The organism is Myxococcus sp. SDU36 (assembly GCF_030168875.1).
GTDB lineage: Bacteria > Myxococcota > Myxococcia > Myxococcales > Myxococcaceae > Myxococcus > Myxococcus vastator.
In genome coordinates this window covers 3,026,529-3,053,340 of sequence record NZ_CP077414.1, presented here as the reverse complement: position 1 = coordinate 3,053,340, position 26,812 = coordinate 3,026,529, and the positions used below count along the sequence as shown (strand labels likewise).

Sequence of the window (26,812 nt, the reverse complement as noted above, 5' to 3'; positions counted from 1 at the left end):
CCATGCGCGTGCCGACTTCTGGCGCCACGCCCCGAAAGTGCGCTACCCCTCCCTCACCGGATCGCCCCTTTCGCACACCAGGGCGCGCCCCCAGGAAGGCCCTCCAGGTGTCGCTGGTGGGCCTTCTGACTTTTCGGGACACGCGCTGCCCTGCAACCGTCCGGTGGACGTCGTGTCGGGAGGCTTGATGACAGACGAGGACCGTGTTCGGCGAGCACCGCGACGAGCGAGTTGTTCAGTGACTGGGCTGGAGGGGCGAATCGGGCGGGTCGGCGGCGCGTCGCCGCTTCCATTCGTGGGGTAGCAGCTCACCAATGCGCGAGTTGGGGTGTGGAGTTGCCCCCGTCAAATCGGACAGCTCAGGGGTGAGAGTTAGCAGTACGGAACTCGCGGGGTGACTTCATCTTCAGCCCGCGGTGCGGGTGGCAGCGGTTGTAGTCGTCGAACCAGACAGGCAATTGGGCGAGGACGTGTGAGGACGAGGGCAGTTCGTTGACGTAGACGTAGTCGCGCTTGAAGGTCTTCACGAAGGACTCGGTCATGCCGTTGCTCTGGGGGGAGTAGGCGGGCGTGGTGCACACCCGCAGGCCGAGGCTGAGGCCGAAGTCACGGGTGTCCTTGGCGGTGTAGACGGGGCCGTTGTCGGACAGCCACTCCACCGGGTGGGGCGCCTTTGAGAGGCCCGGGCCGAAGCGGGCCTCGAGCGTCTCGGCCATGAGGTCCTGGATGGTGAGCGAGGTGGGAGGCTGGGCGGCGGCCTGGAAGGCGATGGCCTCCCTGTCGCAGCAGTCGAGGCTGAAGGCGACGTGAACGACTTCGCCATTCCAGCAACGCACCTCGAAGCCGTCGCTGCACCACCGCAGGTTGGACTTGAGGGTGACGACCTGGCCCTCATGAGTACGCGTCGGCTTGCCGGTATGCCGTTGCAGCAGCAGGCGGCCTTGGCGCATGAGACGGTAGACGCGCTTGTGGTTGAGGGCGGGCCTGCCCTCCTGGCGGCGCTGCCGGTTGAGGACGGCGCCGGCTCGGCGGTACCCATAGGTAGCGCGCTGGCCGACAATGGCCTTGAGTTCCTCCAGCGCCTGGTGGTCGGCATCGGTGTCGGTCGCCCGGGGCCGCCGAGGCCCCGGAGTGCGCATCAGGTTGGAGCGAGAGACGCCCAGCACCCGAGACACCGCACTCACAGCATGCCCTCCAGCTTCGACAATGCCGCGGGCGACAGCAGTTTTTTTCGCGCGCCAGGGCAATCGCATCCCGCAGGATTTCCACCTCCTGTGTCTTCTTGCCCAACATCCGCTGCAACTCGCGCACCTGCGCCTTGAGTTGCTGCATCTCGGACTCGGGCACCACGGCCTCGCCGGCCTTCAGCCCCGACACGCTGCCGGCCTCCTTCAGATGCCTCCAGCGGAACAACTGGCTGGGGTTGACTCCGTACTTGCGCGCCACCAGCGACACACTGCTGCCGGGCGACTCTGCCTCGGAGAGCATCCGCAGCTTCTCCTCTGCCGAGTAACGGCGCCGCCGTCCTCCCGGCTCGCCACCATCCGCCTCCGGGGCGGCCTCTGTCATCTTCTTCTCCATCATCAGACTCGCTTTCTAGCCGAACGAGCCTGTCCGACTCTTCAGGGGGCTACACCACCTTGTTTCCGGAGTTGGACTGCGAGGGTCGTGTCCCTATAAGTGTGTAGATGGCGAGGCGGGACGAGCGGGAAAGAGGGAAGCTCCTCGGTGAAACCAACCGAGACGGTCTCCCCCTGGCAGGGGAGCCGAGGAGTTCCCTGACGTGGACGATACCGAGTTTGAATCCCCCGCGCACGAAGAGGTGCAGGCCGACCTGCGGGCGCTGTTCCGAGGCGCCATTCGGATGACACTGGAGGCCCTGCTGGAGGAAGAGGTACGGGAGCTGGTGGGGGCTGGCCGGTGGCAGCGGATGGTGGGCCGGGCGGACGTGCAGAGCGGCAGCTACCTGCGCACGTTGGTGACGTCGGCGGGGGCTGTGGAGATGACGGTGCCGCGCACCCGGCACAGCGGCAGCGCGGGAGAGGTGCTGGGCCGCTACAAGCGTCGCAGCGCGGAGCTCGACGAGGCGATTACCAGCGCGTACGTGCAGGGCGTCTCCACAAGGAAGATGGGCAAGGTGACGCGCGCTCTCATGGGCGAGGCCGTCTCGCGCTCGACGGTAAGCCGGGTGACGAGGACGCTGGAGGAGAAGGTGGAGGGCTGCGCAACCAGCCCCTCACCCAGCGCCTTCCCCTACCTCTACCTGGATGCCACCTTCCTGGACGCCAGGTGGGCGCGCACGGTGCAGAACGTCTCGGCCCTGGTGACCTACGGCGTGGGCGAGGATGGGCACCGGCACCTGCTCGCCGTCACCCTGGGTGGCAGCGAGTCGGCGGAGTCCTGGCTGGACTTGCTGCGCCAGTTGCTGGAGCGAGGGCTGAAGGGCGTGCGGCTCGTCATCGCCGACGGGCACGCGGGCCTGGCCGCCGCGGCCCGCCAGGCCCTGCCCGAGGCGCGGTTGCAGCGCTGCACCGTGCACCTCACCCGGAACGTGCTCGCCAAGGCGCCCTGGAAGCTGCGTGGGCGCCTGGGCAAGGAGACGTCGGCCATCTTCGAGGCCCCCAACCTCCAGGACGCCAGGAAGCGGCTGGCGGCCCTTGAGGAGGGGCTGGGACGTCACCTGCCAGAGGCCATGGAGTGCCTGCGCGAGGGCTTCGCCGCCGCCACCTGCTTCTTCGCCTTCCCCCAGGCCCACTGGAAGCGCCTACGCAGCACCAACGGCCTGGAGCGCCTCCACGGTGAGGTGAAGCGCCGCATCCGCGCTGTCGGCGCCTTCCCGGACCGCGCCAGCGCCCTGCGCCTCATCATCGCCGTCGCACTTGAAGTCACCGGTGTCTGGGATGACCGCCGCTACCTTGACATGTCTCTGCTGAAATCAACCCCTGACACTTCCGCTGCATGACGCCGCCGAGGAGCCTTCCTCCCCCGAACCCCCTCCGAACCAACTACACAGGATTCGGGACTTGACCGACTGCGAGCATGATGAGGTTGGTGTTTGATACGCGTGTCGTGACGTGCCACCGAGATCGGCCTGGAGTCTTTTGACTCTCAGTTCCTGCTCGTGCCATCTTACGGAATGCGCACCACTGCTTTGCCACAGGTTCAGTGCGGATTTGAGCGGCCGCCGAGGCTGGCTCAAGCGCGAACGCCCCTCTTGGTGTAGCAGTACAGCCCCTTAGCGCCATCGGTGCCGACAAGGACGAAGCACGGATTCTCTCCAGTGAGTCGCCCGTTCCAAGTCCTCGGCTCCGTGACGGCCGGCTCAATGATTTCGTCAAGCTTGAGCCCGTTCTCCTCCATCTCCATGAGTCGAAGGATGGCGCTCACCTTCGTGTCGCCGTTGAGGTGGAACACTCCCGTGTAGTCCGAGGCCCTCCACACCAAGCCCGAGAAGTGGGGACGGTCGATGACCATATCGGTATCTGCCAGATGCCGAACTTCGAATCTGACGTATGGTGTCCCATTCGGGCCGCCCGCGCGATCATCGAGCCGCTCGACACCGGGATGCGTGGACAGCCAGAGCCTCAGATCGGCAATGACCGCGTGCAGGTCCGGGAGAATATCTCTGCTCGGGACGAACGCTCTCGGGCCATCCATCGCTGCACGCTTGGCGCCGACCCGTGGCTTCGGGCGACGCGAGTCCTCCGGCCTAGCGGTCTTGGGCCGGACCGCGAAGCGATACGCGGCGGCTTTTCGCTGCCAAGCCACATCCAGCGCGACCCGGCAGTCCGGCCCGAAAGCGGCGAAGAGCAGCCCAAGATGCACTGCACCACCAATGTGCTCCGCAATGTAGGAAAGCAGGAGCGACTGCACCTCGGGCAGTTCCGCGAGATCAATGGTCACAGCTCCATTCCGGCTGAACTCGACCCAGCTGCGATTGGGCATCGGGAAGCAGTTCACGAGGCTGAGCGTTAGCAGTGCGCGCCGAGCGAGTTGCTCTGGCTCAACTGGAATTGAATTTCGCCCCGAATCGAGCAGGTGCGCGATCTTCATTCCCCGGTCCTTGAGCTGGAGCGGCGCCGGCCCCCAGCGGCAACTGAAACGGGTCGGCTTCCGATTCGGTGGCCACGAGCCCGGGATGAGCCTGCGCGAGAGCAGCTCTTTTAGATCTGTGCCGGGGGCGCCTCTTCGCTGCGCGACGAGCCCCCACAGGCCAGCGAGGGGCTCGTTGTCGGCAGCGTACAGGACGGTCCCATCACGCCGGACGAACTCAGCGCCTTTGGGTGCACGCCCCGACACCAGCCTGAACGGCACGACGTTATCCGGTTTGGCGAGCTGGTCCATCAGCCATCGCTGGTATTCGCGGAGCGAGTTCGGCTCGAAATACTCGGTGCAGGCGAAATCAATCCAGTCCAGGAGTGATCCTTCCCAGCTTTCCAGTTTCACCGACTTTGTCATCCTGTCCTCGTGCAATCTTCGTTGCCGCCGCAATGCTTCTTGTTTGTCACTCCAAACGTAGCTCGACTGTAGCTATCGGGCCTCGTCCGAGGACAGCACGTCTCCTGTCGGCGACGTTGACGGAAACCGGAGCTCCACCTTCGGCCTCGCCACATTCGTGCAGAGCGACTCCCAGGGGAGAGTCGCGTAGAGGCTCACGATGTCCCCCTTCGGTCCGTGAGTGACCCAAGCGCGCTTGTTCCGGTTCGCCCTGTCCGCCAATGCCAAGCTGATGAAGGTGTGGCGGTATCGTGGACCCGCCGGCCTCGCAGGCCGAGCAGCTCGAGTTCTTCCCGGAGCTGCCCGTGGACGACGGGGCGCGCGGGTGCTCTCCGCGCCGGTAGGGAACGACGAGGTCGTCAGCCGTGGGCGCTCGCCCCTGCTTACGATCCTATTCCTCCTAAGCCCCCGGACATGGTTTCTGTCCACCCCACCGGTTGAGACGTCGGCGGTAGCGGCTGGGCGCCAAGCGCCTCGGGCCGCCTCACCCCGAGGCTTCCCTGCGCTACCCTGCCGCTTGGCCGCGGAGGGCGTCCTGGACGAACTCATCGGAGGCCGGCGGCATCGCAAAGGCGGCCCGTACGCGGTTGTACGCCTGAACGAGGAACTGCAGTTGCTCCTTGTCCGTCCACGTGGTGCTCTCGTGCCGGGAGAAGGCTTCCGCCTTCAACCCGCGCGCCTGCTCGCTTTGGAACTGCGCTTCCCAGCGCAACTCACTTAGGCCGGTCGCGCCCGCCTCTACAACCAGAGGCATGCGCGCCCCTAGGTGCTGCATCATCTTCACCCCGCGCGATAGGAACTCGCCCCACTGCCGCACTAGGTAAAGGTGAGTGAGGAAGGGCGCATCCCCCGATCCGGCCGCTGAGATGTTGCGGTCGAAGCCCCAGAGCTCGCCCGTTTCGTCGAACCACTGAGTCGCCGTCGCAATGGTGGATTGAGATTCGACCTTCCCAGAGAAGAGGTCACGCCTGGAGAGGATGTCACGCCAGAGGAAGCCCAGGCTGTTGGGGCCCGAGTTCCCATTGCCCCACGCCCCGAGCGGCTGCGGTCGCAGCTCGGTGGGAATGCATTCAATCTCGTGTGCTGTCGGCGCCTCCTTCGACCAGCCGGCGGGAATGATGCGCATGTAGCCGCACGGGCCCGGCTGGATCGAGAGTTCGTGCATCTGACCCTTGCGCAAGAGGTCGCGGTGCTCGAGCTTTGCATCGGCGCTGAACCAGACCGACCTGTCCGCGCCAGGTGCACGTGGAGTGATGCTGCTCGCGGGCGGAGCGCTTCCACGCACGTGCTTCAGGATAGCCCCCAACCGTACCGCCAGCTCGCTCACAAGGGTCTCGCGCTCCTCAGCCCTCTTCGCCGGCTCGTCCTGCTTTCGCAGTCGGTAGGTGACGGGTCCGCTCCGGTGCCGGATGTCGAACGGCAAGTCCTCGGGGCGGCCCCCGAGGTGGGCGGTGTTGGCCACCAGCAGAACCTGCTCAGGGCCGAGCGCCTTCATCGCGTAGCCGAGTTCGAAAAGGACATTCGGGTTCTGCAGATGTCGGCCGTTCTCTTGGCGCTTGGCCACTGTGCTCACGTCGGCCACGAAGACAGCCGCATTCTCAATCTTCCCGAGAATCGTCGCGGCGATGTCTACCATCCCCGCAGTGCCCTTCACATCGTGGTCCACCTCGGGCCGCTCGCTCTCCTCTAGTTCCAGGTCCGCGGCGACCGTTTTCAGCGCATCTTCCAGCGCTTCGCGCACGAACACCTTACCTACCTCGCCGGCGTAATCCGCCTGCCATGACCAGAAGACCTTCAAGAGCACCTCCGCTGACGGCTGACAATCCAAACCTATCAAGCACAGCGGGCGTGGCCGATATCTGTGGCCAGTCAAGGACACGGGAGAGTCGGGTGGACCGGCTTCTCGCGAGGGCGCTCCGTTTACACGCCCCTCTCCCGCCGCTGCTTGCGGTGGAAGGCCCTGGACACCAGGAGGCGTCCAGGGGCCGGGCCAAAGTGTCCCAAGCGTTCCACCGCAAAGCTACCGTCTCGCCGCTGCGCATTCCGATCAGGAAGAGGAGCGCGTAGAGGGCGCACCGGTCCTCCGGATGGCGCGTGTTCGAGATGAGAACCTCCATCTCCTCGCGGGTGAAGACCGCGGTGGAGCACCACTCCGGGTTCTTATCCACCTTCGGGGGAGGCCCCCTCTCTTGAACGCGCTGGGGTACCACCACCAGAGCACTCGTGCGGCCTGGGCAGGACCGGTGGCTTACTTCGTGGGAATCTGCCCTGACTCTGGCTCCTGTTCATGGGATTCCCAGATGGCCGGGAACCGAAGAGAGGAAGGCGAACGCGTCGGCGCGTCTAATCGGTTGAAAAGACTGGAGTGTCTCCTGGCACGCTATAGGCAATGAGGATGGTTGAACCCTCAACCAGGAGTTAGCGATGTCCAAGGATTCAGCCCTCATGCTTCTCAGTCAGATCGATACCACTGGTGGCCTCATTGTCAGGGGCTACCAGTCGCTCCAGACGGTGCGCGAGGCCATTCAGCTGGCGGTCCGAGAGGCGGGCTACCAGATCACCTTTGATCCCGGCAGTGCCCCTGAGCTGGTGGACTACTTGCTGGTGGCCGGCCCCCAGGGGATTGAGAAGGCTGCACAGGGGGCCCTGCTGGGAGCGCTGGTGGGATTGCTCTTCGATAATCCCAAGCTGGGCGCCACCATCGGAGCCGGCCTGGGGGCGGCGAAGGGCCTCCAGGAGGGAATCCAGAAGGTGGAGCACGGCTGGCGCATCCGCGCGATCCACGACGAGTACCGCAACCCGGTGATCACTATCGACGCCGTGCGCTAAGAGCGAGAGACCATGGTCCAGATCGACGAACTTCTGCCCGACGCTCCCCTCCAGAGTGAGGTGGTCCTCCACGTCCGCCTGCACCTGCGGCGGGTCATCCGCGGCAGCGGGGAGGAAGCCTCCCGGGCCTTGGCGATGTTGTTCGGTTTCGCCCGAGCAGACGGAGCGGCCCCGGACTGGAGGAAGGCTGCGGCCACCCCTGCTCCGCTCCTGGCGGGCGCGCAGCTGGCTGCCCGCAAGCGCGGCGGGGGGGATGTCGTCGCTCTGGGGCATGACGCCCAGCACTTGGCGGAGTGCAAGCAGTGGCTGTTGGAGCGAAAGCAGCAGGACGATGCCTTCGCGAAGATCCTCGCGACGGACCTGGCGACGCTCCTTGAGCTGTCGAAGGCCCGGGATCTGGCTGTAGCGCAGGGACAGGATGAGCAGGGGCAGCCGCGGCCCCTGCCCATCCTGATCCAGGGGGAGACGGGCACGGGAAAGGAGCTGCTGGCCAGGGGCATCCACTCCCTCTGGGAGCGGCAGAACCCTGGCCTCACGGCTCCGTTCCAGGTGGTCCATGTCGCGGGGATGACGGATGACCTCATCAATGACGAGCTCTTCGGGCACGTCCCGGGGGCATATACCGGAGCGGACAAGGAGCGGGTGGGCAGAATCGAGGCCGCCCATGGTGGCACGCTGCTGATTGATGAGGTGGGAGACCTGCCCCCGGCGGCCCAGCTCCGACTGCTGCGCTTCCTTCAGAGCCAGCGCATGTCCCGCGTCGGTGAGAACAAGGAGCGCTTCATCAAGGTGCGCATCATCGCGGCCACGTGGCGCAAGCTCGATGAGCTGGTCTCTCGGGGACAGTTCCGCATGGACCTCTTCCATCGGCTGCGCTACGGGTCGAGCCTCACGCTTCCGCCGCTGCGCGAGCGGGAGAACTTCTTCAAAGAGGTGGTCCCCCAGGTACTCCAGAGCCGGGGCCACACGGCCAAGCCGTTGCTGACGCGCAGCGCGCGGGATGCGCTCACCCTGCATACATGGCCGGGGAACTTGCGAGAGCTGGTGGGCGTGCTCGAGGAGGCGATCTCCCTGTCGGGAGGGGACTCGCTCCGAGTCGAGCACCTGCCGGCCCGCCTGCAGCGTCCCTACCTCTCCCTGCCGCTCTACGAACGGGCCAGTGGTTTCCTCTCGGACGAGGTAGACGGACAGCAGCTCAACGAGGAGCACGTCCGCTGGCGGGTCGAACAGGTCGCCCGCTCCTTGGAGACGGTCCAGCGGCCGGAGCCCACGCCCGAGCTGAAGAAGCTGGCCGAGTTTCTCTCGGCAGTGGATGACCAGACGCCCGAGCATCAAGCGGTGGTCAAGGCAGTGGAGGCTTTCATCCAGCAGGATCAAGCCCAGCGCTGGCAGCTCTTCCTGAAGGAGGTCTGGGCGGTGCTCGCCAACGAGGATGTCCCCCCTCTCGTCGTGAGCGGGCTCCGTAGCGCGGAAGCCGAGGCTCAGGTCCGTGCGGATGAACTCACGCGGCAACAGCGGGAGCACGAGCCGCACGTCAGCGCGATGCTGGAGCAGGACCCCTGGATGAAGCTGAGAATGGAGCTTCAGGGCCTGCCCTTGTTTCAGCACCTCAAGGGCGAGGGCGAAACCGACGCGGGTAGCTTCATCGTGGGGATCCTTAGCCTCTTGAGGACCTTCATCCCCTCGGCGGTCGAGAGGATTCGGGCTGAGGCCCAGAAGGGAAACTTCCTGAAGCGTCTCCAAGAAGGCACTCTCCGGCCGGGTGGCGCGCTCGAGAACAGCGTGAGACAGAGTGCGGCCGAACCGGAGGCACCGCCGAAGAGGCGCGCCGAGGAGCTGTCACGTCAGGAGTGGGAAGCCCTCACGAAGAACCACAAGACCCAGGCCGAGGCGCGCGAGGCCACGGGCTACGATCCCAAGACCATCGTGAAGTATCTGGCCCAGCATGGCCTTCCCAACCCATGGTCCAAGAAGGACCCGAGTGGGGCATCCTGAGGGGACACCGCGGTGCCCAGCAGCGCGAAGACTCGGAAGGATGACAGGTCGTCTGACGCCTAGAGTTGGCGGGACGTGGGCGAGGAAATGGTGGAGCTGGGGCGACATGTCCTCCCGGCTCCGCGCTCCTTCGCACATCACGCATTGCATGAGCGGAGGACGACATTCTGTTGAGGAGGGGGCTGGGGCGGATGGGCCGAGAGGGGCCGTTGACGGGTGTCACCCGGGCCGTGCTCCGGGCCGGTGGAGAGGCGATGCAGTCCCTGGGGCACACTCCTGACCAAGCCGATAGCACGTCCCTATATGGCTGCTGGTGGGCTGTGCACCCGAAAGTCAGTACGCAATTTGTACGTAACCGATTGAATGCTCACGAACCCGTCCGAACGCTTCGGGACTCGCCGCGAGCCGCCGCAAGCACCCGGAATCAGAGGAAAAAAGGTGGCGGTAGGGCACGGGAATCGAACTCGCCAGGGACGCCTCTCGGCGCCCCTCACCGGTTTTGAAGACCGGGCCGGCCACCAGGTCCGGAGGCCCTACCGTCTGCGATTACGCCGGACCCTCCGGACCCCGTCAACCCAGGGCCACGGGCTCACCGCGCCACCGTCTACGCCCGTCCCGCCTTCAGTCCCGGCAAGCCCTTCACCAACGTCGTCACCAGCACCTGCGTCAGTTCCTCCGCGGGCGTGCCCGGAAACCCGGTGCACGTGAGCCTCAAGCTGACGATGCCGTGAACCCCCGCCCACAGCACCTCCGCGAGCTGCTCCGGCTTCGTGCCTGCCTCCAGCCTCCCGGCCGCCAGCAGGTCCACGAACACCTGCACCAGCACCCCGAAGGACCTCGGCCCCGGGCTCTCCGGGTTATCCCCGAACAGCGCCGTGGAGAGCTTCGGGTCCTCCATGAAGATGAGCCGGTACGTCTCCGGGTGCTCCAGGCCGAAGCGGACATACGCCTCCGCCAGTTTGGGCAACCGCTCCAGCGGGTCCTCCACCTGGGCCGCGGGCTCCAGCGTTGCCAGCAGGTCCTGGAAGCCGCGCACGCACAGCTCCTTCGCGATGGCCTCCCGGTTCTCGAAGTGGAGGTAGAGCGTCGCCGGCGCGTACTCCACCGCGTCCGCCAGCTTGCGCATCGAGAGGGCAGGGAAGCCCTCCTTCACCACGATGTCCCGGGCGACTCGCAGAATCTGCTCGCGCAGCTCCGCCCGCTGTCGCTCCTTCCGCTCCGCAATCCCCATGTTCCCAGTGTAGGCCTTGACCAACTGAACGGCCAGCAGTAGATGAACAGCGTTCATGAACGGTGTTCACAAACCACTCGCCGTTCGGAAAAGGGAGCAGGACATGGGCACGGTCGCGTTGTTCGGCGCCTCGGGTGTCATTGGACGCAGCGTCGCGCAGGCGCTGCGAGGGCAGGGGCGGGGCTACCGCGTGGTGGGGCGCTCCCGGGAGGGCCTGCAGCGGGAGTTCGGGGCGGACCCGCAAGCGGAGCTCGTCACCTGGAACCCGGATGACGAGGCCTCCATCCGGGCCGCGGCCCGGGGCGTCCAGACGCTCGTCTACCTGGTGGGCGTGCCGTACTGGGAGTTCCACCTCCACCCCGTGCTGATGAAGCGCACGCTCGACGCCGCCATCGCCGAGGGCGTGGAGCGCATCGTCTTCATCGCCAGCGTGTACCCCTACGGCCGGCCGCGCACGGACACCGTCAACGAGTCCCACCCCCGCGTGCCGCACACCTTCAAGGGCCGCATGCGCAAGGAGCAGGAGGAGCTGCTGCTCGCGGCGGACAAGGCGGGCGCCATCCAGGTCACCATCCTCCGCCTCCCGGACTTCTACGGCCCGGGCGTGGAGAACAGCTTCCTCCACCGCGCCTTCGTCGCCGCCTCACGGGGCAAGCGCGCCGGGCTCATCGGCCCCATCGACACGCCCCACGAGTTCGTCTTCGTGCCCGACGTGGGCCCCACCGTGACGGCGCTCATGGACCACCCGGGGGCCTACGGCCGCTTCTGGAACCTGGGGGGCGCGGGCGTCACCACCCAGAAGGCCCTGGTGGAGGACATCTATGCCCAGGCCGGCCACCCCGCGAAGTACGCCGTGCTGGGGCCGGGGATGGCGCGCCTCCTCGGCCTCTTCAGCCCGTTCATGCGCGAGCTGAGGGAGATGCACTACCTGCACACCACGCCCGTCATCATGGACGACTCGGCGCTCAAGGCGCTGCTCGGCGACCTCCGGAAGACGCCGTACCACGAGGGCATCCGCCAGACGCTCGCGGCCCTCAGTCCAGCCCCCGTTGCCACAGGTCATCCTCATCCAGTCCCATGAGGTGACCGACCTCGTGCATCACGGTGATGCCAATCTGCTCGATGAGCTCCTCGCGGGTGTGGGCGAAGCGCTCCAGGTTCTTCTGGTACAGCACGATGGACGCGGGGACGTGGTCGAACGCGTTCGTCACGCTGCGCTCGCCCACCGCCAGGCCCCGGAACACCCCGAGGATGCTCGGTGACAGGGGAGGGTCCTCGCTCAGCAGGTCCTCGTCCGCCGGCAGGTCCTCCACCGCGATGGTGACGTTGTCCAGGTACTGCTTCGCGTGGCCCGGCAGGGACTGCACCGCGGCCTCCACCGCGCGGTCGAACTCGGCCTCGCCCAGCTCCACCGCGGGGAAGAACTCCGTTGGCACCAGCGCCTGGGCCTTGGCGAAGCGGCGCTGGGCCTCCTTCTCGTCGCCCCGGCGCTCCGCCAGCAGGCCCAGGTACTGGTGGGCCCACGCCTCGTCGGGCGTGTCCTTCAGCACCGCGTCGAAGGAGGACTTCGCCTCGTCGAAGCGGCACAGCTCGAACAGGGCGATGCCCCGCTCCAACTGCGCGTCCACCGAGCGCGGCAGGTGCCCCAGCGCCGCGTCCAGGCTCGCCAGGGCCGCGCGGCAGTCGCCCACCTGGTTCAGGCCCATGCCCTCCAGGAGGAGGAACTCGTAGAGCAGCTCCACGTCGCCGGCCTTCTGCGCCAGGCGCTTGCCCTTCGCGCAGAAGCCCAGGCCTTCCTCCACGGCCTCCCGGTCCTCACCCACGCGGCAGATGAGGAGGTCCGCGGTGCCCAGGAGCACCTCCAGGTCGTCCGGGGACACCTTCAGCGCGGCGCCAAAGGCCCGGCCGGCCTCCCCCAGGCGCCCCAGCTCCACCAGGGCGGCGGCGCGCAGGTGCAGGGCGACCAGCGAGTCCGGGGCCTGGGCCACGACGCGGTCGGCCGCGGCCAGGGCCGCCTCGAAGTCGCCCCGCTCGAAGGCCTCCGCCGCCACGTCCAGCGCCTCCATCCCGCCCACCCCCGCTCGCTTCGACGTCCGCGTCCCCATGGGGCCGCGACATATGAAGCCGCGCACTTCGTTGTCAACGCCGCGCACGGCTGTTACGTTCCTTCGCCCGTCCAGGTACGGCGCTCGGTCCCGTGAACATCCTTGTCGTCGACGACGATCTCGAACTCTGCACGATGCTCTCTCGCTTCTTGGAGATGCATGGGTTCACGGTCTACTCCGCGTCCGACGCGCTCCAGGCGCTCGACGTGCTGGAGCGCAACCAGGTCAGCATGGTCATCACCGACTACGTGATGCCCCATATGGACGGCATCCAGTTCACGGAGCTGCTCAAGGCGGACCCCCGCTTCCAGAGCGTCCCGGTGCTGCTGATGACGGGCAGCGAGGACGGCTCGGTGACCGACCGCGGCCTGCGCAAGGGCGTGGCGCTGACGCTCCACAAGCCCCTGGACATGGGGCAGCTGCTCACCCTGGTCCGCTTCGCGCAGTAGCCCACGGCGCCCTGCCCGGCGGGGTGCTCCGGGCCGTCCGCTCGGCCACACGTCCGCCCTTCCTGGTTGACATCGTTCGGGCGGCCCTTATGTTGGCGCTCGCCATGGCCGAGTGCTAACGGCCAGCGTCGTATCAGTAGAATCCCCCAATGAATTCAGGAGGTTGCGATGGCAGCGAAGGAAATTTTCTTCCATCAGTCCGCGCGTGAGGCCATCCTGCGCGGCGTCCGTACCTTGTCGGACGCGGTCGCGGTGACGCTTGGCCCCAAGGGCCGCAACGTGGTCATCGAGAAGAGCTTCGGCTCCCCCACGATCACCAAGGACGGCGTCACCGTCGCCAAGGAGATCGACCTCGAGAACAAGTTCGAGAACATGGGCGCGCAGATGGTGAAGGAGGTCGCGTCCAAGACCTCCGACAAGGCCGGCGACGGCACCACCACCGCCACGGTGCTGGCGCGCGCCATCTATGAGGAGGGCCTGAAGCTGGTGGCCGCCGGCCACAACCCCATGGACCTCAAGCGCGGCATCGACAAGGCCGTCGAGGTCGTCGTGGGCGAGCTGAAGCGCATGTCCAAGCCCACCGCCGACAAGAAGGCCATCACCCAGGTGGGCACCATCTCCGCCAATGGGGATGAGACCATCGGCGCCATCATCGCGGACGCGATGGAGAAGGTCGGCAAGGAGGGCGTCATCACCGTCGAGGAGGCGAAGGGCCTCGAGACGACGCTCGACGTGGTCGAAGGCATGCAGTTCGACCGCGGCTACGTGTCCCCGTACTTCGTGACCAACCGCGAGCGGATGGACGCCGTCCTGGAGGACCCCTACATCCTCATCAGCGAGAAGAAGGTCTCGTCGATGCAGGACATGATTCCGCTGCTGGAGCAGGTCGCCCGCGCCGGCAAGCCGTTGATCATCATCGCCGACGACATCGAGGGCGAGGCCCTGGCCACCCTGGTGGTCAACAAGATCCGCGGCGTGCTGAACGTGTGCGCGGTGAAGGCCCCCGGCTTTGGTGACCGCCGCAAGGAGATGCTGCAGGACATCGCCGTCCTCACCGGCGGCACGGTGGTCAGCGAGGACCTGGGTCACAAGTTCGAGACCCTGACGCTGAACGACCTGGGCCGCGCCAAGCGCGTCACGGTGGACAAGGACAACACCACCCTCGTGGACGGCGTGGGCACGAAGGCGGCCATCGAGGGCCGCATCAAGCTCATCCGCACCCAGATTGACACCGTCACCAGCGACTACGACCGCGAGAAGCTCCAGGAGCGGCTGGCGAAGCTGGTGGGCGGCGTGGCCGTCATCAACGTCGGCGCGGCCACCGAGACGGAGATGAAGGAGAAGAAGGCCCGCGTCGAGGACGCGCTGCATGCGACCCGCGCGGCCGTCGAAGAGGGCATCGTCCCTGGCGGCGGCGTGGCCTACCTCCGCGCGCTGCCCGCGCTGGAGAAGCTGAAGCTGGGCGGTGAGCAGGACTTCGGCGTGGCCATCATCCTCCGCGCGCTCCAGGAGCCGCTGCGGAAGATCGCCAGCAACGCCGGCGTCGAGGGCGCCGTGGTCATCAACAAGGTCCGCGAGGGCACCGGCGCGTTCGGCTACAACGCCCGCACGGAGGTCTACGAGGACCTGGAGAAGGCCGGCGTCATCGACCCGACGAAGGTGGAGCGCACCGCGCTGCAGAACGCCGCCTCCGTCGCCTCGCTGCTGCTGACCACCGAGGCCATGATCGCCGATCGCCCCAAGGGCAAGGCCAAGGGCGGCGGCGCGGGCGCCGGCATGCCGGACTACGGCGGCGACGACATGGACTACTGAGCCGCGCCGGAGGGCTCGGGACCCGGTGAGGGCCCGAGCCGTCTGGACCTCAGTGGTGGACGGCCCCGGATGCCTCGTCATGAGGCGCCGGGGCCGTTGTCGTCTCAGCGGAGGGCGCTCAGGGCACGCGGCCCACGAAGCCGCCGGTGCCGCTCTCCTGTGACGTGTAGAGCAGGGTGTCGCCGTCCACCACCAGGCCACCGGGCCCCACGCCCTCCGGGCCCACGGGCTCCAGGGCGCCCGACGTGCAGGTGCTCACGCGGCGCAGGAAGTCCGTGCCGCCGGTGCTGACGTCCTTGAAGTAGAGCGTGCCATGGAGCTCCACCGGGAAGGCGGGCCCTTGGAGGCCCGTGGCCACGACCTCCACCGCGCCGCCCTCGCGTGGCAGGCGCAGCACGCGGCCGTTTCCGTCGCCGCCCTCGGTGACGAGGAAGTGCGTGGGCGTGACTTCCAGCGAGGTGCCGGCGGTGATGCTGCCGTCGCGCAGCGTGGCCGGGGCGCTGCCATCCAGCGGCACGCTGTAGAGACCGGGGCTCTCTCCGGCGGCGACCAGGAACCACACGTCCTGGCCCACCACCCGCGCGCCGCGCACCTGCGTGAAGCCCGTGCCCGCGTAGAGCTCCCGGCGGTTGCCACCCGAGGCGTCCACGCGCACCAGGCGGCGGTGCGACGTCGCGACGACGAGCACGTCCCTGTCCCCCATCCGCGCGGGGAGGACCTCCGTCCCGCCAATGGTGACGTTGTTCAAAGTGGCGTCGAGCGGCCGTTCGTCCTTCGCGCCCGTCGCCTTGTCCACCCGCCACAGTCCATCCAGGTCGAGCACGTAGAGGGAGTCCGACACCACGGCGATGGCGTCCGGCGCCCGGAAGCCCGAGGCCACGGGCACCACTTCACCGCCCGCGCGCGGCAGCCGGAGAATGCGCCCAGGGCCCGGCTGGGGCTGCTGCGGATTCAGGGAGTGGGATTCGACGATGTAGAGGTCCGCCCCGTCCACCGCGAGCCGGCGGGGCGTGTTCAGCCCGGTGAGCAGTGAGGTGCCCGGACCGGGGGCCAGCGGCTCACAACCCGCGTCGCCGCTGCCCGCGTCGTCCTTTCCAGTGCCCGCGTCGCCACGGCCCGCGTCCGGCCCGTCCTGCGTTGGCGACTTGTCGGAGGAGCAAGCGATACCCAACAGCAGGACGGACAGGAGCGCGAATCTCATGGGGCCTCTCGTTTGAAGGCGCGGTTCAGCTCGCGGCTGAGCGCCGTGGCATCGGACATCAGCTTGGGAAGGCACGCGGCGGCGCCCGCCCGCAGGGACACCAGCGCCGTCTCCATGGTGAGGTGCTCGGCCAGCACGACGAAGGGCGCGCCCTGCGCCAGCGCCCTGCCCAGCTCCAGCGCCTTGCGCCCGTAGGCGGGCGTGAAGTCCCAGCTCACCACCACGCCCGCGGGCGGCTCCAGCGCGGCCAGCTCCGTGGTCGACAGGATGCGCGCCTCCAGTCCCACCAGGGACAGGGCGTGGGTGATTTGCGCCGCCGCGGCCGGGTTGTCCTCCAGCACGTCCACCCGGCGCATCTCGGGGTTCGTCTCCAGCGGCGCGGGGGCGGGCTTCTTCGTCAGCGTGGCGCGCAGCAGGGCGCGCACTTCGCGGATGTCGTCGAAGGGCTTGAGCAGGTAGTCCACCACGCCCAGCTCCAGCGCCTGCTGCGTCGTCACCAGCGACGGGTAGCCCGTCATCAGGATGACGCGCGAGCCCGCGTGAAGCCGCCGCGCCTTCTGCGCCAGCTCCAGGCCGGACATGCCCGGCAGGTTCTTGTCGGTGACGATGAGGTCCACCGGGGCCTCGTGCAGCAGCTCCAGGGCCTCCTCGCCGCTGGCCGCTTCGATGAGCTCGCACTCCTTGCCCATCAGGTCCCGGAAGACCATGCGGATGATGATTTCGTCATCCACCACCAGCAGCCGCTGCTTCTGCGTGGGCGGCGCGTCCGTGGCGGGGAAGCGCACGCGGAACACGGTGGCGGGGGCCGGGACGTCGCGGATGACGCCTGGCGGGGCCAGCTCGAGGCGCGCGTGGTGCTCGCGGGCGATGCGCTGGCACACGGACAGGCCCAGGCCGGTGCCTCGCTTGTTGGCGGTGACGTAGGGCTCGAAGATGCGCTCTCGCAGCTCCTCGGGGATGCCCGGTCCCCAGTCCGCCACGTAGAGGGCAGGGGAGGAGCCCTCCGTCGTGAGCACCACCTTCACCCGGCCGCGCCCCGCCATGGCGTCTCGCGCGTTGTTGAGCAGGTTCAGCGTGAGCTGCTCGATGAGGCGCGCGTTGCCCTGGATGGTGATGTCCTCCGGCGCCTCCACCTCCAGCGAGATGCGCGAGGAGTCCGGGTTGATGCTGAAGTGCTTCGCCGCCGCCCAGATGGGGGCCGCCAGGGAGAGGTGCTGCTGGGAGGCCGGCCGCTCGCTCGACAGGCGGATGAAGTCGGAGACGATCTGCTCCATCCGCTCCACCTGGGACAGCAGCAGGCGCAGGGGCCCGGGGGCCGCGCCGTCCTCCGCGAGGAGCTGGGCGTAGGCCTTCACGCCGAGCAGCGGCTGTCGCAGCTCGTGCAGCACCTCCGCCGCCAGTTGTGAGGGTTGCGCCCCCGCACGTTGCAGTGCCGCCGCCGCTGTTCGCGCGGCCGTCAGGTCCCCTGCCTCCACGGCCTGGAGCAGTTGGGCGAGCGGCGCGGGTGTTTCCATGTGACGAGCATGGCGGAGGCAACCGCTTGTACGCAACGCACCTGGAGGGAATCCGTTGACCCCGGACTGTCCGGCACGGATGCTGGCCGCGTTCTCGTCACGCCGTCCGGAAACCCGGATACCGCGCTACCGGCCTCGGGAGGGCCTTCATGCCGCAGACCAACCCGTTCCACTCGTTGGTTCCCCGCAAGATGACGGACACCGAGCTGGCCCGCTCCATCCGGCTCAACATCGAGGCGGAGCTGGACGCCATCAACCTCTACGCGGCCCATATCGACGCGACGGACAACGAGGACGCCAAGGCCATCCTTCAGCACGTCATGGACGAGGAGCGCGAGCACGCGGCCCTCTTCTGGGAGCTCATCGCCCGGTTGGACCCGGAGCAGGCCGCGCACGCGAAGGAGGCCGTGGAGAAGTACCGGCTCATCACCTCCGGCGCGTCGCACGAGGCCGTGGAGGCCGTGGGCAAGGAGGGCGCGGCGCCGTCTCCGGCGGACGTCACCCCGGAGAAGCGCCTCACCGTGGGCAGCATGCGCCGGTAGCCGTCAGGACGCGGAGTGGGCCTGCCGGCGCTCGGCCGGTGGGGCCTCCAAGTCATTCGCCGCCATGTACACGACGTTCCGCGAGCCTCGCTTGCCGCGGTACATGGCCCGGTCCGACAGGTCCAGCAGCGTGGCCTTGTCCTGGGCGTGCTCGGGGAAGCTGGCCACGCCGATGCAGGTGGTGAGCTTGAGCGACAGGCCTTCGCGCGCCAGGAAGTTGTGCGTCTCCATGGTGCGCCGGATGCGCTCGGCCACCTTGAGCGCGCCGCCGGAGTCGGTGTTGCGCAGCACCACCACGTACTCGTCTCCGCCGTAGCGCGCGACGACGTCGTGGTCTCGAACGCAGCCCTTCACCACGCGCGCCGCCTCCACCAGCACCTTGGAGCCCACGAGGTGTCCATGGGTGTCGTTGATGGACTTGAAGTGGTCCAGGTCCAGGAACAGCAGGCTGAAGGTGCGCTGCGACTGGAGCGCGTCCTGGACCTCGCGGTCCACCACCAGGTGCAGGTAGCGGGTGTTGAAGAGGCGGGTGAGGTCGTCGACGTACGCCAGGTCCTCCACCGCGGCGAAGCGGCCGAGGTTGCGCAGCGCGAGCGCCCAGTTGCGCACCAGGAAGCTGGCGGTCTCGCCCGCCCACTCCGCGCCCGTGCCGCCGAAGAAGAGCACCGCGTGCCCCAGCACGGCGTCGCCCTCCAGCGCGGGGACGGAGACGGCGCGAGGGAAGGGCGCGTCCAGGCCGTCCAGCTCGCGCGGCCCGCGTTCGTTCGTCAGGCGTTCGATGAGCTCGGCGATGAGCGGCTCTTCCAGCGCGGTGGACAGGCCGCTGGTGCCGTGGCGCCGCAGCGCGAAGGCGGAGTCGCGCTCCAGCAGCACCACGGCGCTGGCGGAGGCCATGCTCTGCAGCGCGCTGGCGGTGACCGCGGCCAGCTTCTCGCGGTCCAACGTGGTGGCGATGCGCTGCCCCGCCTCCAGCATGGCCACGTGGCGGCGCAGCGACGCGTTCTCCTGCATCAGGTCGCGCGTGGTGAGCGCGCGGCGCACGGCGTGCTGTAGGGCCTCCGGGGCCACCGGCTTGACGAGGTACTCCGCGGCGCCGCTCTTGATGGCGCGCACGGCGGGGTCCACCTTCTCCAGGCCGGTGATGACCACCACCTCCACGCCCGGGTGGTGTTCCCGCACGTGCCGCAGGACCTCCATGCCGTCGCCACCGGGGAGGATGAGGTCCGTCACCACCGCGTCGAAGCGGTCGCCCGCGAGCGCTTCCTTCGCCTCTTGTAGCGTGCCCACCGCCGTGACGGCGTGTCCCACGGCGGTGAGGTAGTCGCCGTACAGGGTGCGGGCGATCTTTTCGTCGTCGACGAGGAGGATTCGCGCCATCTCCCATCGGCTTACCATCAACCGCTGGAACGCTGCTAGGGTCGCCCCCCGTGTCCCCCTTCGAAAGCGGCCGTCGGCTCTGCGTTCTCGTGGAGGCCGGGGAAACCCGATACGCCGTGGAAGCGACGTCTGTCATGGAAGTGGCGATGCCAGGCGCCAATGGCAGCAGCCTGCGGGGTGTGCTGGAGGTGAAGGACCTCTGCGCGCTGCTGGGCGGACCGCCCGAGGAAGGCCCGGGCATGGTGGTGGTGCTCGACGTGAGTCCCACCCTGGCGGTGCGCGTGCGCACCGTGGTGGAGGTGGCGGACGTGGCCCGCGCGCCGTTCTTCCTGCTGCCTCCGGGGCTGGCGGACTCACTGGCGCCGCTGAGCCGGGGCGCGGTGCTGTACAAGTCGCGGCTGTACCTGGAGCTCATCGCGGAGGCGCTGCCGCACCGGGTGGGCGCGTTGTCGGCGGCGGTCGCCGCCCGGCCCGTGCACTGGGCGGAGGCGGCTCCGGACCGGGCGCTCGTCTTCGAGTCCCAGCGTCGACTGTTTGGCGTTCCCCTGGGCCTGGTGTCGCAGGTCATCGGCCGGGGAGAGGCCTTCAGCGTCCTGCCCGTGCAGGGAGGCCCGGTGGCCGGTATCTTTCCGCATGACCAGGTGCTGTGGCCCGTCTGCTCGGTCCCCGCGTTGCTGGGGGAAGCGGCCGTGCCGGAGCCCTTCATCGTCCTCACGGAGCTGGCCGGGCGGAACGTGGGGTTGACGGCCACGCGGGTGCTCGGCGTCCTGCAACGTTTCGAGCCGGACGACACCGCGGGCAGCTTCCGCGCTCCCGGGTTGAGCGAGCCCGTGGCGTTCCTGGACCTGCAACACATGTTTTCTTGATCGTCCCAGAGGGCAACTCGTAAGCTGCCCCGCTTGTCAGACTGCCGCGAGTCAACCCTCGCGGCGGGAATCACCAACGAATTCAGGGGAGTGGATGCTCCCCGAGGCCCGAACCGATGCCCAAGAATCTGCTGGTCGCCGATGACTCGCTCACCATCCGCAAGGTGATCGGGATGATCTTCGCGACCGAGGACTTTCAGGTGACCACGGTGGACAACGGGCTGGACGCCATCTCTCGCACTCGCGAGCTGCGTCCGGACGTCGTCCTCGCGGACGTCATGATGCCGGGCAAGAGCGGTTACGAGGTCTGTGAGGCGCTGAAGAACGACCCGGCCACCCAGGGCATCCCGGTGGTGCTGCTGGCCGGCACCTTCGAGGCCTTCGACGAGAACCGCGCCCGCGCCGCCCGCGCGGATGACCACGTCACCAAGCCCTTCGAGAGCCAGATTCTGCTCGACAAGGTGAAGGCGCTGGTCGGCCAGAAGTCCAACACGATGCCCGCGTCGGCCGCCACGCAGGTGCGCCACACGCCTGCTCCGGCCGCCGCGCCGCCCGCGCCCGTCGCCGCCGCCGCGCCGCCGGGGGCCCGCCCCGCGCCGCCGCCGGGGGCGCGTCCGGGGGGGCCTCCGGGGCCGGGCATGCCGCCGGGCGCGCGTCCTCCGGGGCCTGGGATGCCGCCGGGCGCGCGTCCTCCGGGGCCAGGGATGCCGCCGGGCATGGCGCGTCCTCCGGGGCCTGGGATGCCGCCGCCGGGTGCGCCGGGCGCGCCGCGTCCTCCGGGGCCTGGGATGCCGCCGGGCATGGCGCGTCCTCCGGGGCCTGGGATGCCGCCGGGTGCGCGCCCTCCGGGGCCTGGGATGCCGCCGGGCGCCCGTCCGGGCGTGCCGCCTCCGCCGGGGGGACCCGCGCCGGGAATGCCTCCGCGACCGGGAATGCCTCCGGGCGCCGTGGCCCGTCCGGGCGTGCCGCCTCCGCCGGGGGGGCCCGCGCCGGGTGGCTTCCAGCGTCCGCCGGTGGGTGCGCCGCAGCCTCCGCCTCCGGGGGCGGCGCCGCAGCCCGCCGCGAGGGGCAGGGATCCGTTCGGTCTGGGTGCGCCCGCGCCCGCCGCGGCCCAGCCGTCCATCAGCATCGAGGACTCGCTGCCCGACACGGGTGACGCCGAGGAGATCTCCCTGGACATCGCCCCCCCCGCCGCGCCCGTCGCGGCCAGGCCGGCGAGCGCCCGTGCGCCTGCCGCGGATGGGGGCGAGGCCCTGCTGCGCGAGGCGCTCTCCAAGGCTTCCCGCGAGGTCATCGAGAAGATTGCCTGGGAGGTGGTACCGCAGCTGGCGGAGACCATCATCCGAGAGGAGCTCGAGCGGCTCATCAAGGACCGAGAGACCCAGCACTGAGGCGCCTGGCGCCGTAACCTCCTGACCTTTGCCGGCCCCGGTCTCCGGGGCCGGCCGCCTTCAATGACCGATACCACTGAACTTTCGAAGGCCTACGAGCCCACCGAGGTCGAGGCCCGGCGCTACGCGTTCTGGCTGGAGCGCAACTACTTCCGCGCCGAGGCGCCCTCCGACAAGCCGCCGTTCTCCATTGTCCTGCCGCCGCCCAACGTCACGGGCAGCCTGCACATCGGCCACGCGCTGACGGCCACCATCCAGGACATCCTCACCCGCTGGAAGCGGATGAGCGGCTTCAACGCCCTGTGGCTCCCCGGCACGGACCACGCTGGCATCGCCACGCAGATGGTGGTGGAGAAGGAGCTGAAGAAGACGGAGGGCAAGAGCCGCCACGACCTGGGCCGCGAGGCGTTCCTGGAGCGCGTCTGGGAGTGGAAGGGCAAGTTCGGCGACCGGATCGGCGAGCAGCACCGCTACCTGGGCGCGTCCCTGGACTGGAGCCGCGAGCGCTTCACCATGGACGAGCAGTCCTCCGCCGCGGTGCGCGAGGTCTTCGTCCGGCTGTACGAACAGGGCCTGATGTACCGGGCCCAGAAGCTCATCAACTGGTGCCCCTCGTGCCGCACGGCGCTCAGCGACCTGGAGGTCGAGCACGAGGAGAAGAACGGCTCCATCTGGCACATCCGCTACCCGGTGAAGGACTCCGACCGCACGCTCACCGTGGCCACCACGCGCCCGGAGACGATGCTGGGCGACACCGCCGTGGCAGTGCATCCGGAGGACGAGCGCTACCAGGACCTGATTGGCAAGCACGTGGTGCTGCCGCTCAGCGGGCGTGAGATTCCCATCATCGCGGACGGCGAGTTGGTGGATCCGAAGTTCGGCACTGGCGTGGTGAAGGTGACGCCAGCGCATGACTTCAACGACTACCAGACGGGCCTGCGCCACCAACTGCCGATGCTGTCCATCCTGGACGACGCGGCGCGGATGACGAAGGAGACCGGCAAGTACGCCGGCATGGACCGCTTCGAGGCGCGCAAGCAGGTGCTGGCCGACCTCCAGGAGCAGGGGCTCTTGGAGAAGGAGGAGCCGCACAAGCTGTCCGTCGGCATGTGCCAGCGCAGCGCCACGGTGGTGGAGCCGCGCCTGTCGCCGCAGTGGTTCGTCAAGATTGAGCCGCTGGCGAAGCCGGCCATCGAGGCGGTGGAGCAGGGCCGCACGAAGTTCGTCCCCGAGTCGTGGACGAACACGTACTTCCACTGGATGCGCAACATCCACGACTGGTGCGTCAGCCGCCAACTGTGGTGGGGCCACCAGATTCCCGCGTACTACTGCACCGCGTGCAGCCCGCGTCAGGGTGATGACACCGACCTGCCGCTGGACGCCGCGACGGTGAAGGTGGGCGGCGTGGACTTCGCGCGCGCGGAGCCGATTGTCGCGCGTGAGCAGCCCACGTCCTGCCCGAAGTGCAGCGGCGCCACGTTCATCCAGGACCCGGACGTGCTGGACACGTGGTTCTCGTCCGCGCTGTGGCCGTTCTCCACGCTGGGCTGGCCGCGCAACACGCCGGAGCTCCAGACGTTCTACCCGACGTCCGTCATGGAGACGGGCCACGACATCATCTTCTTCTGGGTCGCCCGGATGATGATGATGGGCCTGCACTTCATGGGGGATGTGCCCTTCCGCACCGTGTACCTGCACGCGATGGTGCGCGACGAGAAGGGCGAGAAGATGTCCAAGACGAAGGGGAACGTCATCGACCCCTTGGACGTCATCCTCGGCGCCAGCTTGGACAAGCTCGCGCCGACGCTGAAGAACAAGTTCCCGCAGGGCATGCCGGCGTTCGGCGCGGACGCGCTGCGCTTCACGCTCGCGTCGCTCACCCAGCAGGGCCGGGACATCAAGTTGTCCATGGACCGGCTGGCTGGTTACAAGGCTTTCTGCAACAAGCTGTGGAACGCCAGTCGCTTCGCCCTGATGAACATGGGCGAGTTCACGCTGGATGAGCGCCCGCTGAAGGCGCGTCCGTTGACGCTGGCGGACCGCTGGATTCTCTCGCGGCTCCAGCGCGCCACCACCGAGGCCCGCGCCTCGCTGGAGACCTACGGCTTCGCAGAGGCGGCGTCCACGCTGTACCAGTTCCTGTGGGCCGAGTTCTGCGACTGGTACATCGAGCTGGCGAAGGGCTCGCTCTACGGCACCGATGCGCAGGCGAAGGACTCCGCGCGCGCGGTGCTGGTGTACTCGCTGGACCGCATCCTGCGGCTGCTCCACCCGTTCATGCCGTTCATCACCGAGGAGATCTGGCAGAAGCTGCCGATGTCCCGGCCGGTGGACAGCATCATGATCGCCTCGTACCCGGAGCCCGACGCGGACCTGGTGGACGAGGCCGCCGAGGCGGAGATGGCCCCGGTCATCACCACCATCGAGGGCCTGCGCACCATCCGCGGCGAGAGCAACCTGTCGCCCGCGACCAAGGTGAAGGCGGTGGTGCAGAGCCCGGACGCTCGCACGCGCGAGCTGCTGGAGCGCTGGCGCGCGTACCTGATGCCGCTGGCCGGCCTGTCCGAGGTGGAGGTTGGCGCGCCCGGCACCAAGCCGCCGCAGGCCGCCGCCTTCGTGGGGACGAACCTGGAAATCTACGTGCCGCTGGCGGGTCTCATCGACCTGGACGCGGAACGCGACCGCCTCCGCAAGGAGATCGCGCGCGCCGAGCAGGAAGCCGCCGGTGTGCTGCGCAAGCTGGAGAACCCCAACTTCGTGGCCAAGGCGCCCCCGGACGTGGTCGAGAAGGACCGCGCCCGCGTGGAGGAGTTGAAGGAGCGCAAGGCCAAGCTTCAGGACCATCTGCAGCGCATTGCCCCGGAGCCCGCCATGCCCGCAGCGCCGCCGTCCGAGAGCAGCACGCCGACCGAAAGCGTTGAGCCGACCGAGGCTGACATCGCGACCGAAGCCGACGTCGCGACCGAGCCCACCACCCCGCCTGGGAGCACCGCTCCATTAGAGACGACGCCTCCAGTCGAGGGGGGCACTGAATACGAGACGCTCGCCGAGTCCACCGAGGAGGAGGAGGCCTCCGTCGCTCCGGCCGAGGAGAAGGCCGCGCCGGATGCGGAAGCCGAGGGGAACGTCGACCTGGCGGAGGAGCTGAAGGACGAGCTCGAGGCCGCCGGCGGTGTAGCCGAAGCCGCGGACCCCCAGGTGCAGGACGCGCTGGAGAAGCTGCGCGCGGGGACGAAGGAAGGCCTGTCTCCGGCCGACCATCATGACCTGGGCGTGGCGTACATGAGCATGGGCCTCGTTGACGACGCGATGCGGGAGTTCAACACGGCGCGTGCCGGTGGCGACGCCCGTGAGGCGCCCGCCGCGGCCGAGCAGGAGGTCGCTGAGTCCGAGCAGACGGTGGCCTCCACCGCGAAGGCCGTGGTGAAGGCCGCCCTGGCCGCCGTGAAGAAGGCGTCGTCCATCGCGAAGGACACGGTGGTGGAGGCTGTCTCCGCTCCCGACGAGGACGAGGAGCCCGCCGCTCCGGCGAAGGTGCGTCCCGTGAAGAAGGCCGCGGGCAAGAAGGCGCCTGCCGCCGCGACGAAGGCTCCGGCCCAGGAGGCCGCCGCGACGAAGGCGGCGAGCGCGAAGGGCGCGGCGAAGAAGGCGATGGGCGCTGCGACCAAGGCTCTGGCCAAGGCGGCGGGCGCGACGGGCGCTGCGACGAAGGCTCTGGCCAAGGCGGCGGGCGCGAAGGGCGCGGCGAAGAAGGCTCCGGCGAAGAAGGCTTCGGCGCAGAAGGCCGCCGCCAAGAAGGCTCCGGCGAAGAAGGCTTCGGCGCAGAAGTCCGCCGCCAAGAAGGCTCCAGCCAAGGCTGCGTCGAAGAAGGCTTCGGCCCTGAAGTCCGCGTCGAAGAAGGCTCCGGCCAGGTCCGCCGCGAAGAAGTCCGCCGCCAAGAAGGCGCCTGCCAAGGCCGCCGCGAAGAAGGCTGCCACGAAGAAGGGGGCCGCGAAGAAGGTCGCTGCCGCCAGCAAGAAGCCGGTGAAGAAGGCGGCGGGCCGCAAGGCTCCCGCGAAGAAGGGCACCGGGGCGAAACCCAAGGCGCGGGCAAAGACCCGGCGGTAGCAGGAGGAGACGTGCAGCAGCAGGATTACCTCGACCGGCTCATCGCGCTCGCACTCGATGAGGACCTGGGGGCGGCGGGTGACGTCACCTCGCAGGCCCTCATCCCTCCTGACTACGAGGGCAGCGCGGAGCTGGTCGCCAAGGAGCAGTTGGTGCTCGCGGGCCTGGAGGCCTTCGTCCGCGTCTTCAAGACGGTCGACCCGGACGTCGAGGTGGAGCTGTTGCGCCGCGACGGTCAGGAGATCAAACCGAAGATGGTCGCCGCGCGGTGTCACGGCCGGATGCGCTCGCTGCTCGCGGCGGAGCGCACCGCGCTCAACATCGTGCAGCGGGCCGCGGGCATCGCGACACTGGCGCAGCAGGCCGTCACGTCCGTGCGCGGCTCCAAGCTGCGCGTCCTGGATACGCGGAAGACGCCGCCGGGAATGCGCACGGTGGCCAAGGAGGCCGTTCGCATGGGCGGCGCGTCCAACCACCGCTTCGGCCTCTTCGACGGCGTCCTCATCAAGGACAACCACATCGCCGCCGTGGGGGGCTCCATCGCGGAGGCGCTGCGCCGCGCGAAGCTCAACGGGCCACGGCTGACCAAGATTGAAATCGAGGTCACCAATCTGAAGCAGCTCGCGGAGGCCATCGAGCACGGCGCGGACGTGGTGATGCTCGACAACATGGACGACGCGCAGATTCGCGAGGCCGTGAAGCTGGCGGCGGGCCGCGTCCCGCTCGAGGTGTCGGGCGGCGTCACGCTGGACCGGCTGCCTCGGCTGGCGAAGCTGGGCATCGACTTCGTGTCCATGGGCGCGCTGACGCACTCCGCGCGGGCCATGGACCTGTCGCTGGAAATCACCGCCGCGGCGAAGCGGCCCGCGCGTAGCAAGCAACCGAAGCCGGCGTAG

General features: G+C 68.6%; 19 protein-coding genes and 1 tRNA gene. 11 read left to right on the top strand and 9 right to left on the bottom strand.

The genetic code is table 11. The features are described 5' to 3' along the window. Nucleotides 1-359 precede the first annotated feature (359 nt). A protein-coding gene (locus tag KGD87_RS11775) for an IS3 family transposase (protein ID WP_284668624.1) occupies nucleotides 360-1,569 on the bottom strand; the annotation gives its coding sequence in 2 pieces (ribosomal slippage) (nucleotides 360-1,233 and nucleotides 1,232-1,569; 1,212 coding nt in all). 214 nt (nucleotides 1,570-1,783) lie between these two features. Between KGD87_RS11775 and KGD87_RS11770 the strand changes: the two genes are divergently transcribed. Then, nucleotides 1,784-2,962: an IS256 family transposase gene (locus KGD87_RS11770; RefSeq protein WP_284667545.1), complete on the top strand. Its 1,179-nt coding sequence runs from the start codon at nucleotides 1,784-1,786 to the stop codon at nucleotides 2,960-2,962. A 233-nt stretch (nucleotides 2,963-3,195) separates the two neighbouring features. Here the strand turns inward: KGD87_RS11770 and KGD87_RS11765 are convergent, their stop codons facing one another. Continuing rightward, on the bottom strand, nucleotides 3,196-4,458 hold the full coding sequence (locus KGD87_RS11765; RefSeq protein ID WP_284667544.1) for a hypothetical protein: 1,263 nt from the start codon (nucleotides 4,456-4,458) through the stop codon (nucleotides 3,196-3,198). Between the two features lie 544 nt (nucleotides 4,459-5,002). Then, complete coding sequence (locus KGD87_RS11760) at nucleotides 5,003-6,295, bottom strand: hypothetical protein (RefSeq protein WP_284667543.1); 1,293 nt, start codon at nucleotides 6,293-6,295, stop codon at nucleotides 5,003-5,005. A 626-nt stretch (nucleotides 6,296-6,921) separates the two neighbouring features. Here KGD87_RS11760 and KGD87_RS11755 point away from each other — a divergent pair. Beyond that, complete coding sequence (locus KGD87_RS11755; protein WP_284667542.1) at nucleotides 6,922-7,326, top strand: DUF1269 domain-containing protein; 405 nt, start codon at nucleotides 6,922-6,924, stop codon at nucleotides 7,324-7,326. Nucleotides 7,327-7,338: 12 nt separating this feature from the next. Then, nucleotides 7,339-9,321, top strand: a complete 1,983-nt coding sequence (locus KGD87_RS11750) for a sigma-54-dependent Fis family transcriptional regulator (RefSeq protein ID WP_284667541.1) — start codon at nucleotides 7,339-7,341, stop codon at nucleotides 9,319-9,321. 439 nt (nucleotides 9,322-9,760) lie between these two features. Here the strand turns inward: KGD87_RS11750 and KGD87_RS11745 are convergent. After that, nucleotides 9,761-9,859, bottom strand: a tRNA-Sec gene (locus KGD87_RS11745). A gap of 66 nt (nucleotides 9,860-9,925) precedes the next feature. Next, nucleotides 9,926-10,609 (bottom strand): TetR/AcrR family transcriptional regulator, encoded by a 684-nt coding sequence (locus KGD87_RS11740; RefSeq protein WP_284667540.1) that lies wholly within the window; start codon nucleotides 10,607-10,609, stop codon nucleotides 9,926-9,928. A 46-nt stretch (nucleotides 10,610-10,655) separates the two neighbouring features. Here KGD87_RS11740 and KGD87_RS11735 point away from each other — a divergent pair, with 46 nt between their 5' ends. Further along, on the top strand, nucleotides 10,656-11,633 hold the full coding sequence (locus KGD87_RS11735; protein WP_284667539.1) for an NAD-dependent epimerase/dehydratase family protein: 978 nt from the start codon (nucleotides 10,656-10,658) through the stop codon (nucleotides 11,631-11,633). Here KGD87_RS11735 and KGD87_RS11730 read toward each other — a convergent pair. Continuing rightward, nucleotides 11,587-12,657 carry a metallopeptidase family protein gene (locus KGD87_RS11730; RefSeq protein WP_284668623.1) on the bottom strand — a complete coding sequence of 357 codons (1,071 nt, stop codon included), beginning with the start codon at nucleotides 12,655-12,657 and terminating at the stop codon, nucleotides 11,587-11,589. The genes KGD87_RS11735 and KGD87_RS11730 overlap by 47 nt on opposite strands. A 92-nt stretch (nucleotides 12,658-12,749) precedes the next feature. On the opposite strand from KGD87_RS11730, the gene KGD87_RS11725 reads away from it, so the two are divergent. Then, nucleotides 12,750-13,106 (top strand): response regulator, encoded by a 357-nt coding sequence (locus tag KGD87_RS11725; protein ID WP_043711631.1) that lies wholly within the window; start codon nucleotides 12,750-12,752, stop codon nucleotides 13,104-13,106. Between the two features lie 168 nt (nucleotides 13,107-13,274). Further along, nucleotides 13,275-14,918 (top strand): chaperonin GroEL, encoded by a 1,644-nt coding sequence (gene groL / locus KGD87_RS11720; RefSeq protein ID WP_284667538.1) that lies wholly within the window; start codon nucleotides 13,275-13,277, stop codon nucleotides 14,916-14,918. A gap of 118 nt (nucleotides 14,919-15,036) precedes the next feature. Here the strand turns inward: groL and sinM are convergent, their stop codons facing one another. Together sinM and sinK are read right to left on the bottom strand one after the other, a co-directional pair. Then, a complete protein-coding gene (gene sinM / locus KGD87_RS11715; protein WP_284667537.1) occupies nucleotides 15,037-16,119 on the bottom strand; it encodes a signal integration modulator SinM in 1,083 nt (360 codons plus the stop codon). Continuing rightward, nucleotides 16,116-17,633 (bottom strand): hybrid histidine protein kinase/response regulator SinK, encoded by a 1,518-nt coding sequence (gene sinK / locus KGD87_RS11710; RefSeq protein ID WP_284667536.1) that lies wholly within the window; start codon nucleotides 17,631-17,633, stop codon nucleotides 16,116-16,118. Before sinK ends, sinM begins: the two co-directional genes overlap by 4 nt. Before the next feature lie 149 nt (nucleotides 17,634-17,782). Here sinK and encC point away from each other — a divergent pair, with 149 nt between their 5' ends. After that, nucleotides 17,783-18,175, top strand: a complete 393-nt coding sequence (gene encC, locus KGD87_RS11705) for an encapsulin nanocompartment cargo protein EncC (RefSeq protein ID WP_163780319.1) — start codon at nucleotides 17,783-17,785, stop codon at nucleotides 18,173-18,175. Nucleotides 18,176-18,178: 3 nt separating this feature from the next. On the opposite strand, the gene KGD87_RS11700 is transcribed toward encC, so the two are convergent. Then, nucleotides 18,179-19,552: a GGDEF domain-containing response regulator gene (locus tag KGD87_RS11700; protein WP_284667535.1), complete on the bottom strand. Its 1,374-nt coding sequence runs from the start codon at nucleotides 19,550-19,552 to the stop codon at nucleotides 18,179-18,181. Nucleotides 19,553-19,602: 50 nt separating this feature from the next. Between KGD87_RS11700 and KGD87_RS11695 the strand changes: the two genes are divergently transcribed. From KGD87_RS11695 to nadC, 4 genes are all read left to right on the top strand, one after another. Then, nucleotides 19,603-20,418, top strand: coding sequence for a chemotaxis protein CheW (locus KGD87_RS11695; RefSeq protein WP_284667534.1), 816 nt, complete (start codon nucleotides 19,603-19,605; stop codon nucleotides 20,416-20,418). A 116-nt stretch (nucleotides 20,419-20,534) separates the two neighbouring features. Next, the gene (gene romR, locus KGD87_RS11690; RefSeq protein WP_284667533.1) at nucleotides 20,535-21,809 is read left to right on the top strand and encodes a motility regulator RomR; all 1,275 of its coding nucleotides are present in this window, start codon (nucleotides 20,535-20,537) and stop codon (nucleotides 21,807-21,809) included. Nucleotides 21,810-21,872: 63 nt separating this feature from the next. Continuing rightward, the gene (locus KGD87_RS11685; protein ID WP_284667532.1) at nucleotides 21,873-25,916 is read left to right on the top strand and encodes a valine--tRNA ligase; all 4,044 of its coding nucleotides are present in this window, start codon (nucleotides 21,873-21,875) and stop codon (nucleotides 25,914-25,916) included. 11 nt (nucleotides 25,917-25,927) lie between these two features. Continuing rightward, complete coding sequence (gene nadC / locus KGD87_RS11680; protein WP_284667531.1) at nucleotides 25,928-26,812, top strand: carboxylating nicotinate-nucleotide diphosphorylase; 885 nt, start codon at nucleotides 25,928-25,930, stop codon at nucleotides 26,810-26,812.

Coding starts and splice junctions, on each gene's coding strand:
- KGD87_RS11765 (WP_284667544.1), bottom strand. CDS start 4,458: ATGACAAAGTCGGTGAAACTGGAAAGCTGGGAAGGATCACTCCTGGAC.
- KGD87_RS11755 (WP_284667542.1), top strand. CDS start 6,922: ATGTCCAAGGATTCAGCCCTCATGCTTCTCAGTCAGATCGATACCACT.
- KGD87_RS11750 (WP_284667541.1), top strand. CDS start 7,339: ATGGTCCAGATCGACGAACTTCTGCCCGACGCTCCCCTCCAGAGTGAG.
- KGD87_RS11740 (WP_284667540.1), bottom strand. CDS start 10,609: ATGAACGCTGTTCATCTACTGCTGGCCGTTCAGTTGGTCAAGGCCTAC.
- KGD87_RS11735 (WP_284667539.1), top strand. CDS start 10,656: ATGGGCACGGTCGCGTTGTTCGGCGCCTCGGGTGTCATTGGACGCAGC.
- KGD87_RS11730 (WP_284668623.1), bottom strand. CDS start 12,657: ATGGGGACGCGGACGTCGAAGCGAGCGGGGGTGGGCGGGATGGAGGCG.
- groL (WP_284667538.1), top strand. CDS start 13,275: ATGGCAGCGAAGGAAATTTTCTTCCATCAGTCCGCGCGTGAGGCCATC.
- sinM (WP_284667537.1), bottom strand. CDS start 16,119: ATGAGATTCGCGCTCCTGTCCGTCCTGCTGTTGGGTATCGCTTGCTCC.
- sinK (WP_284667536.1), bottom strand. CDS start 17,633: ATGGAAACACCCGCGCCGCTCGCCCAACTGCTCCAGGCCGTGGAGGCA.
- encC (WP_163780319.1), top strand. CDS start 17,783: ATGCCGCAGACCAACCCGTTCCACTCGTTGGTTCCCCGCAAGATGACG.
- KGD87_RS11700 (WP_284667535.1), bottom strand. CDS start 19,552: ATGGCGCGAATCCTCCTCGTCGACGACGAAAAGATCGCCCGCACCCTG.
- romR (WP_284667533.1), top strand. CDS start 20,535: ATGCCCAAGAATCTGCTGGTCGCCGATGACTCGCTCACCATCCGCAAG.
- KGD87_RS11685 (WP_284667532.1), top strand. CDS start 21,873: ATGACCGATACCACTGAACTTTCGAAGGCCTACGAGCCCACCGAGGTC.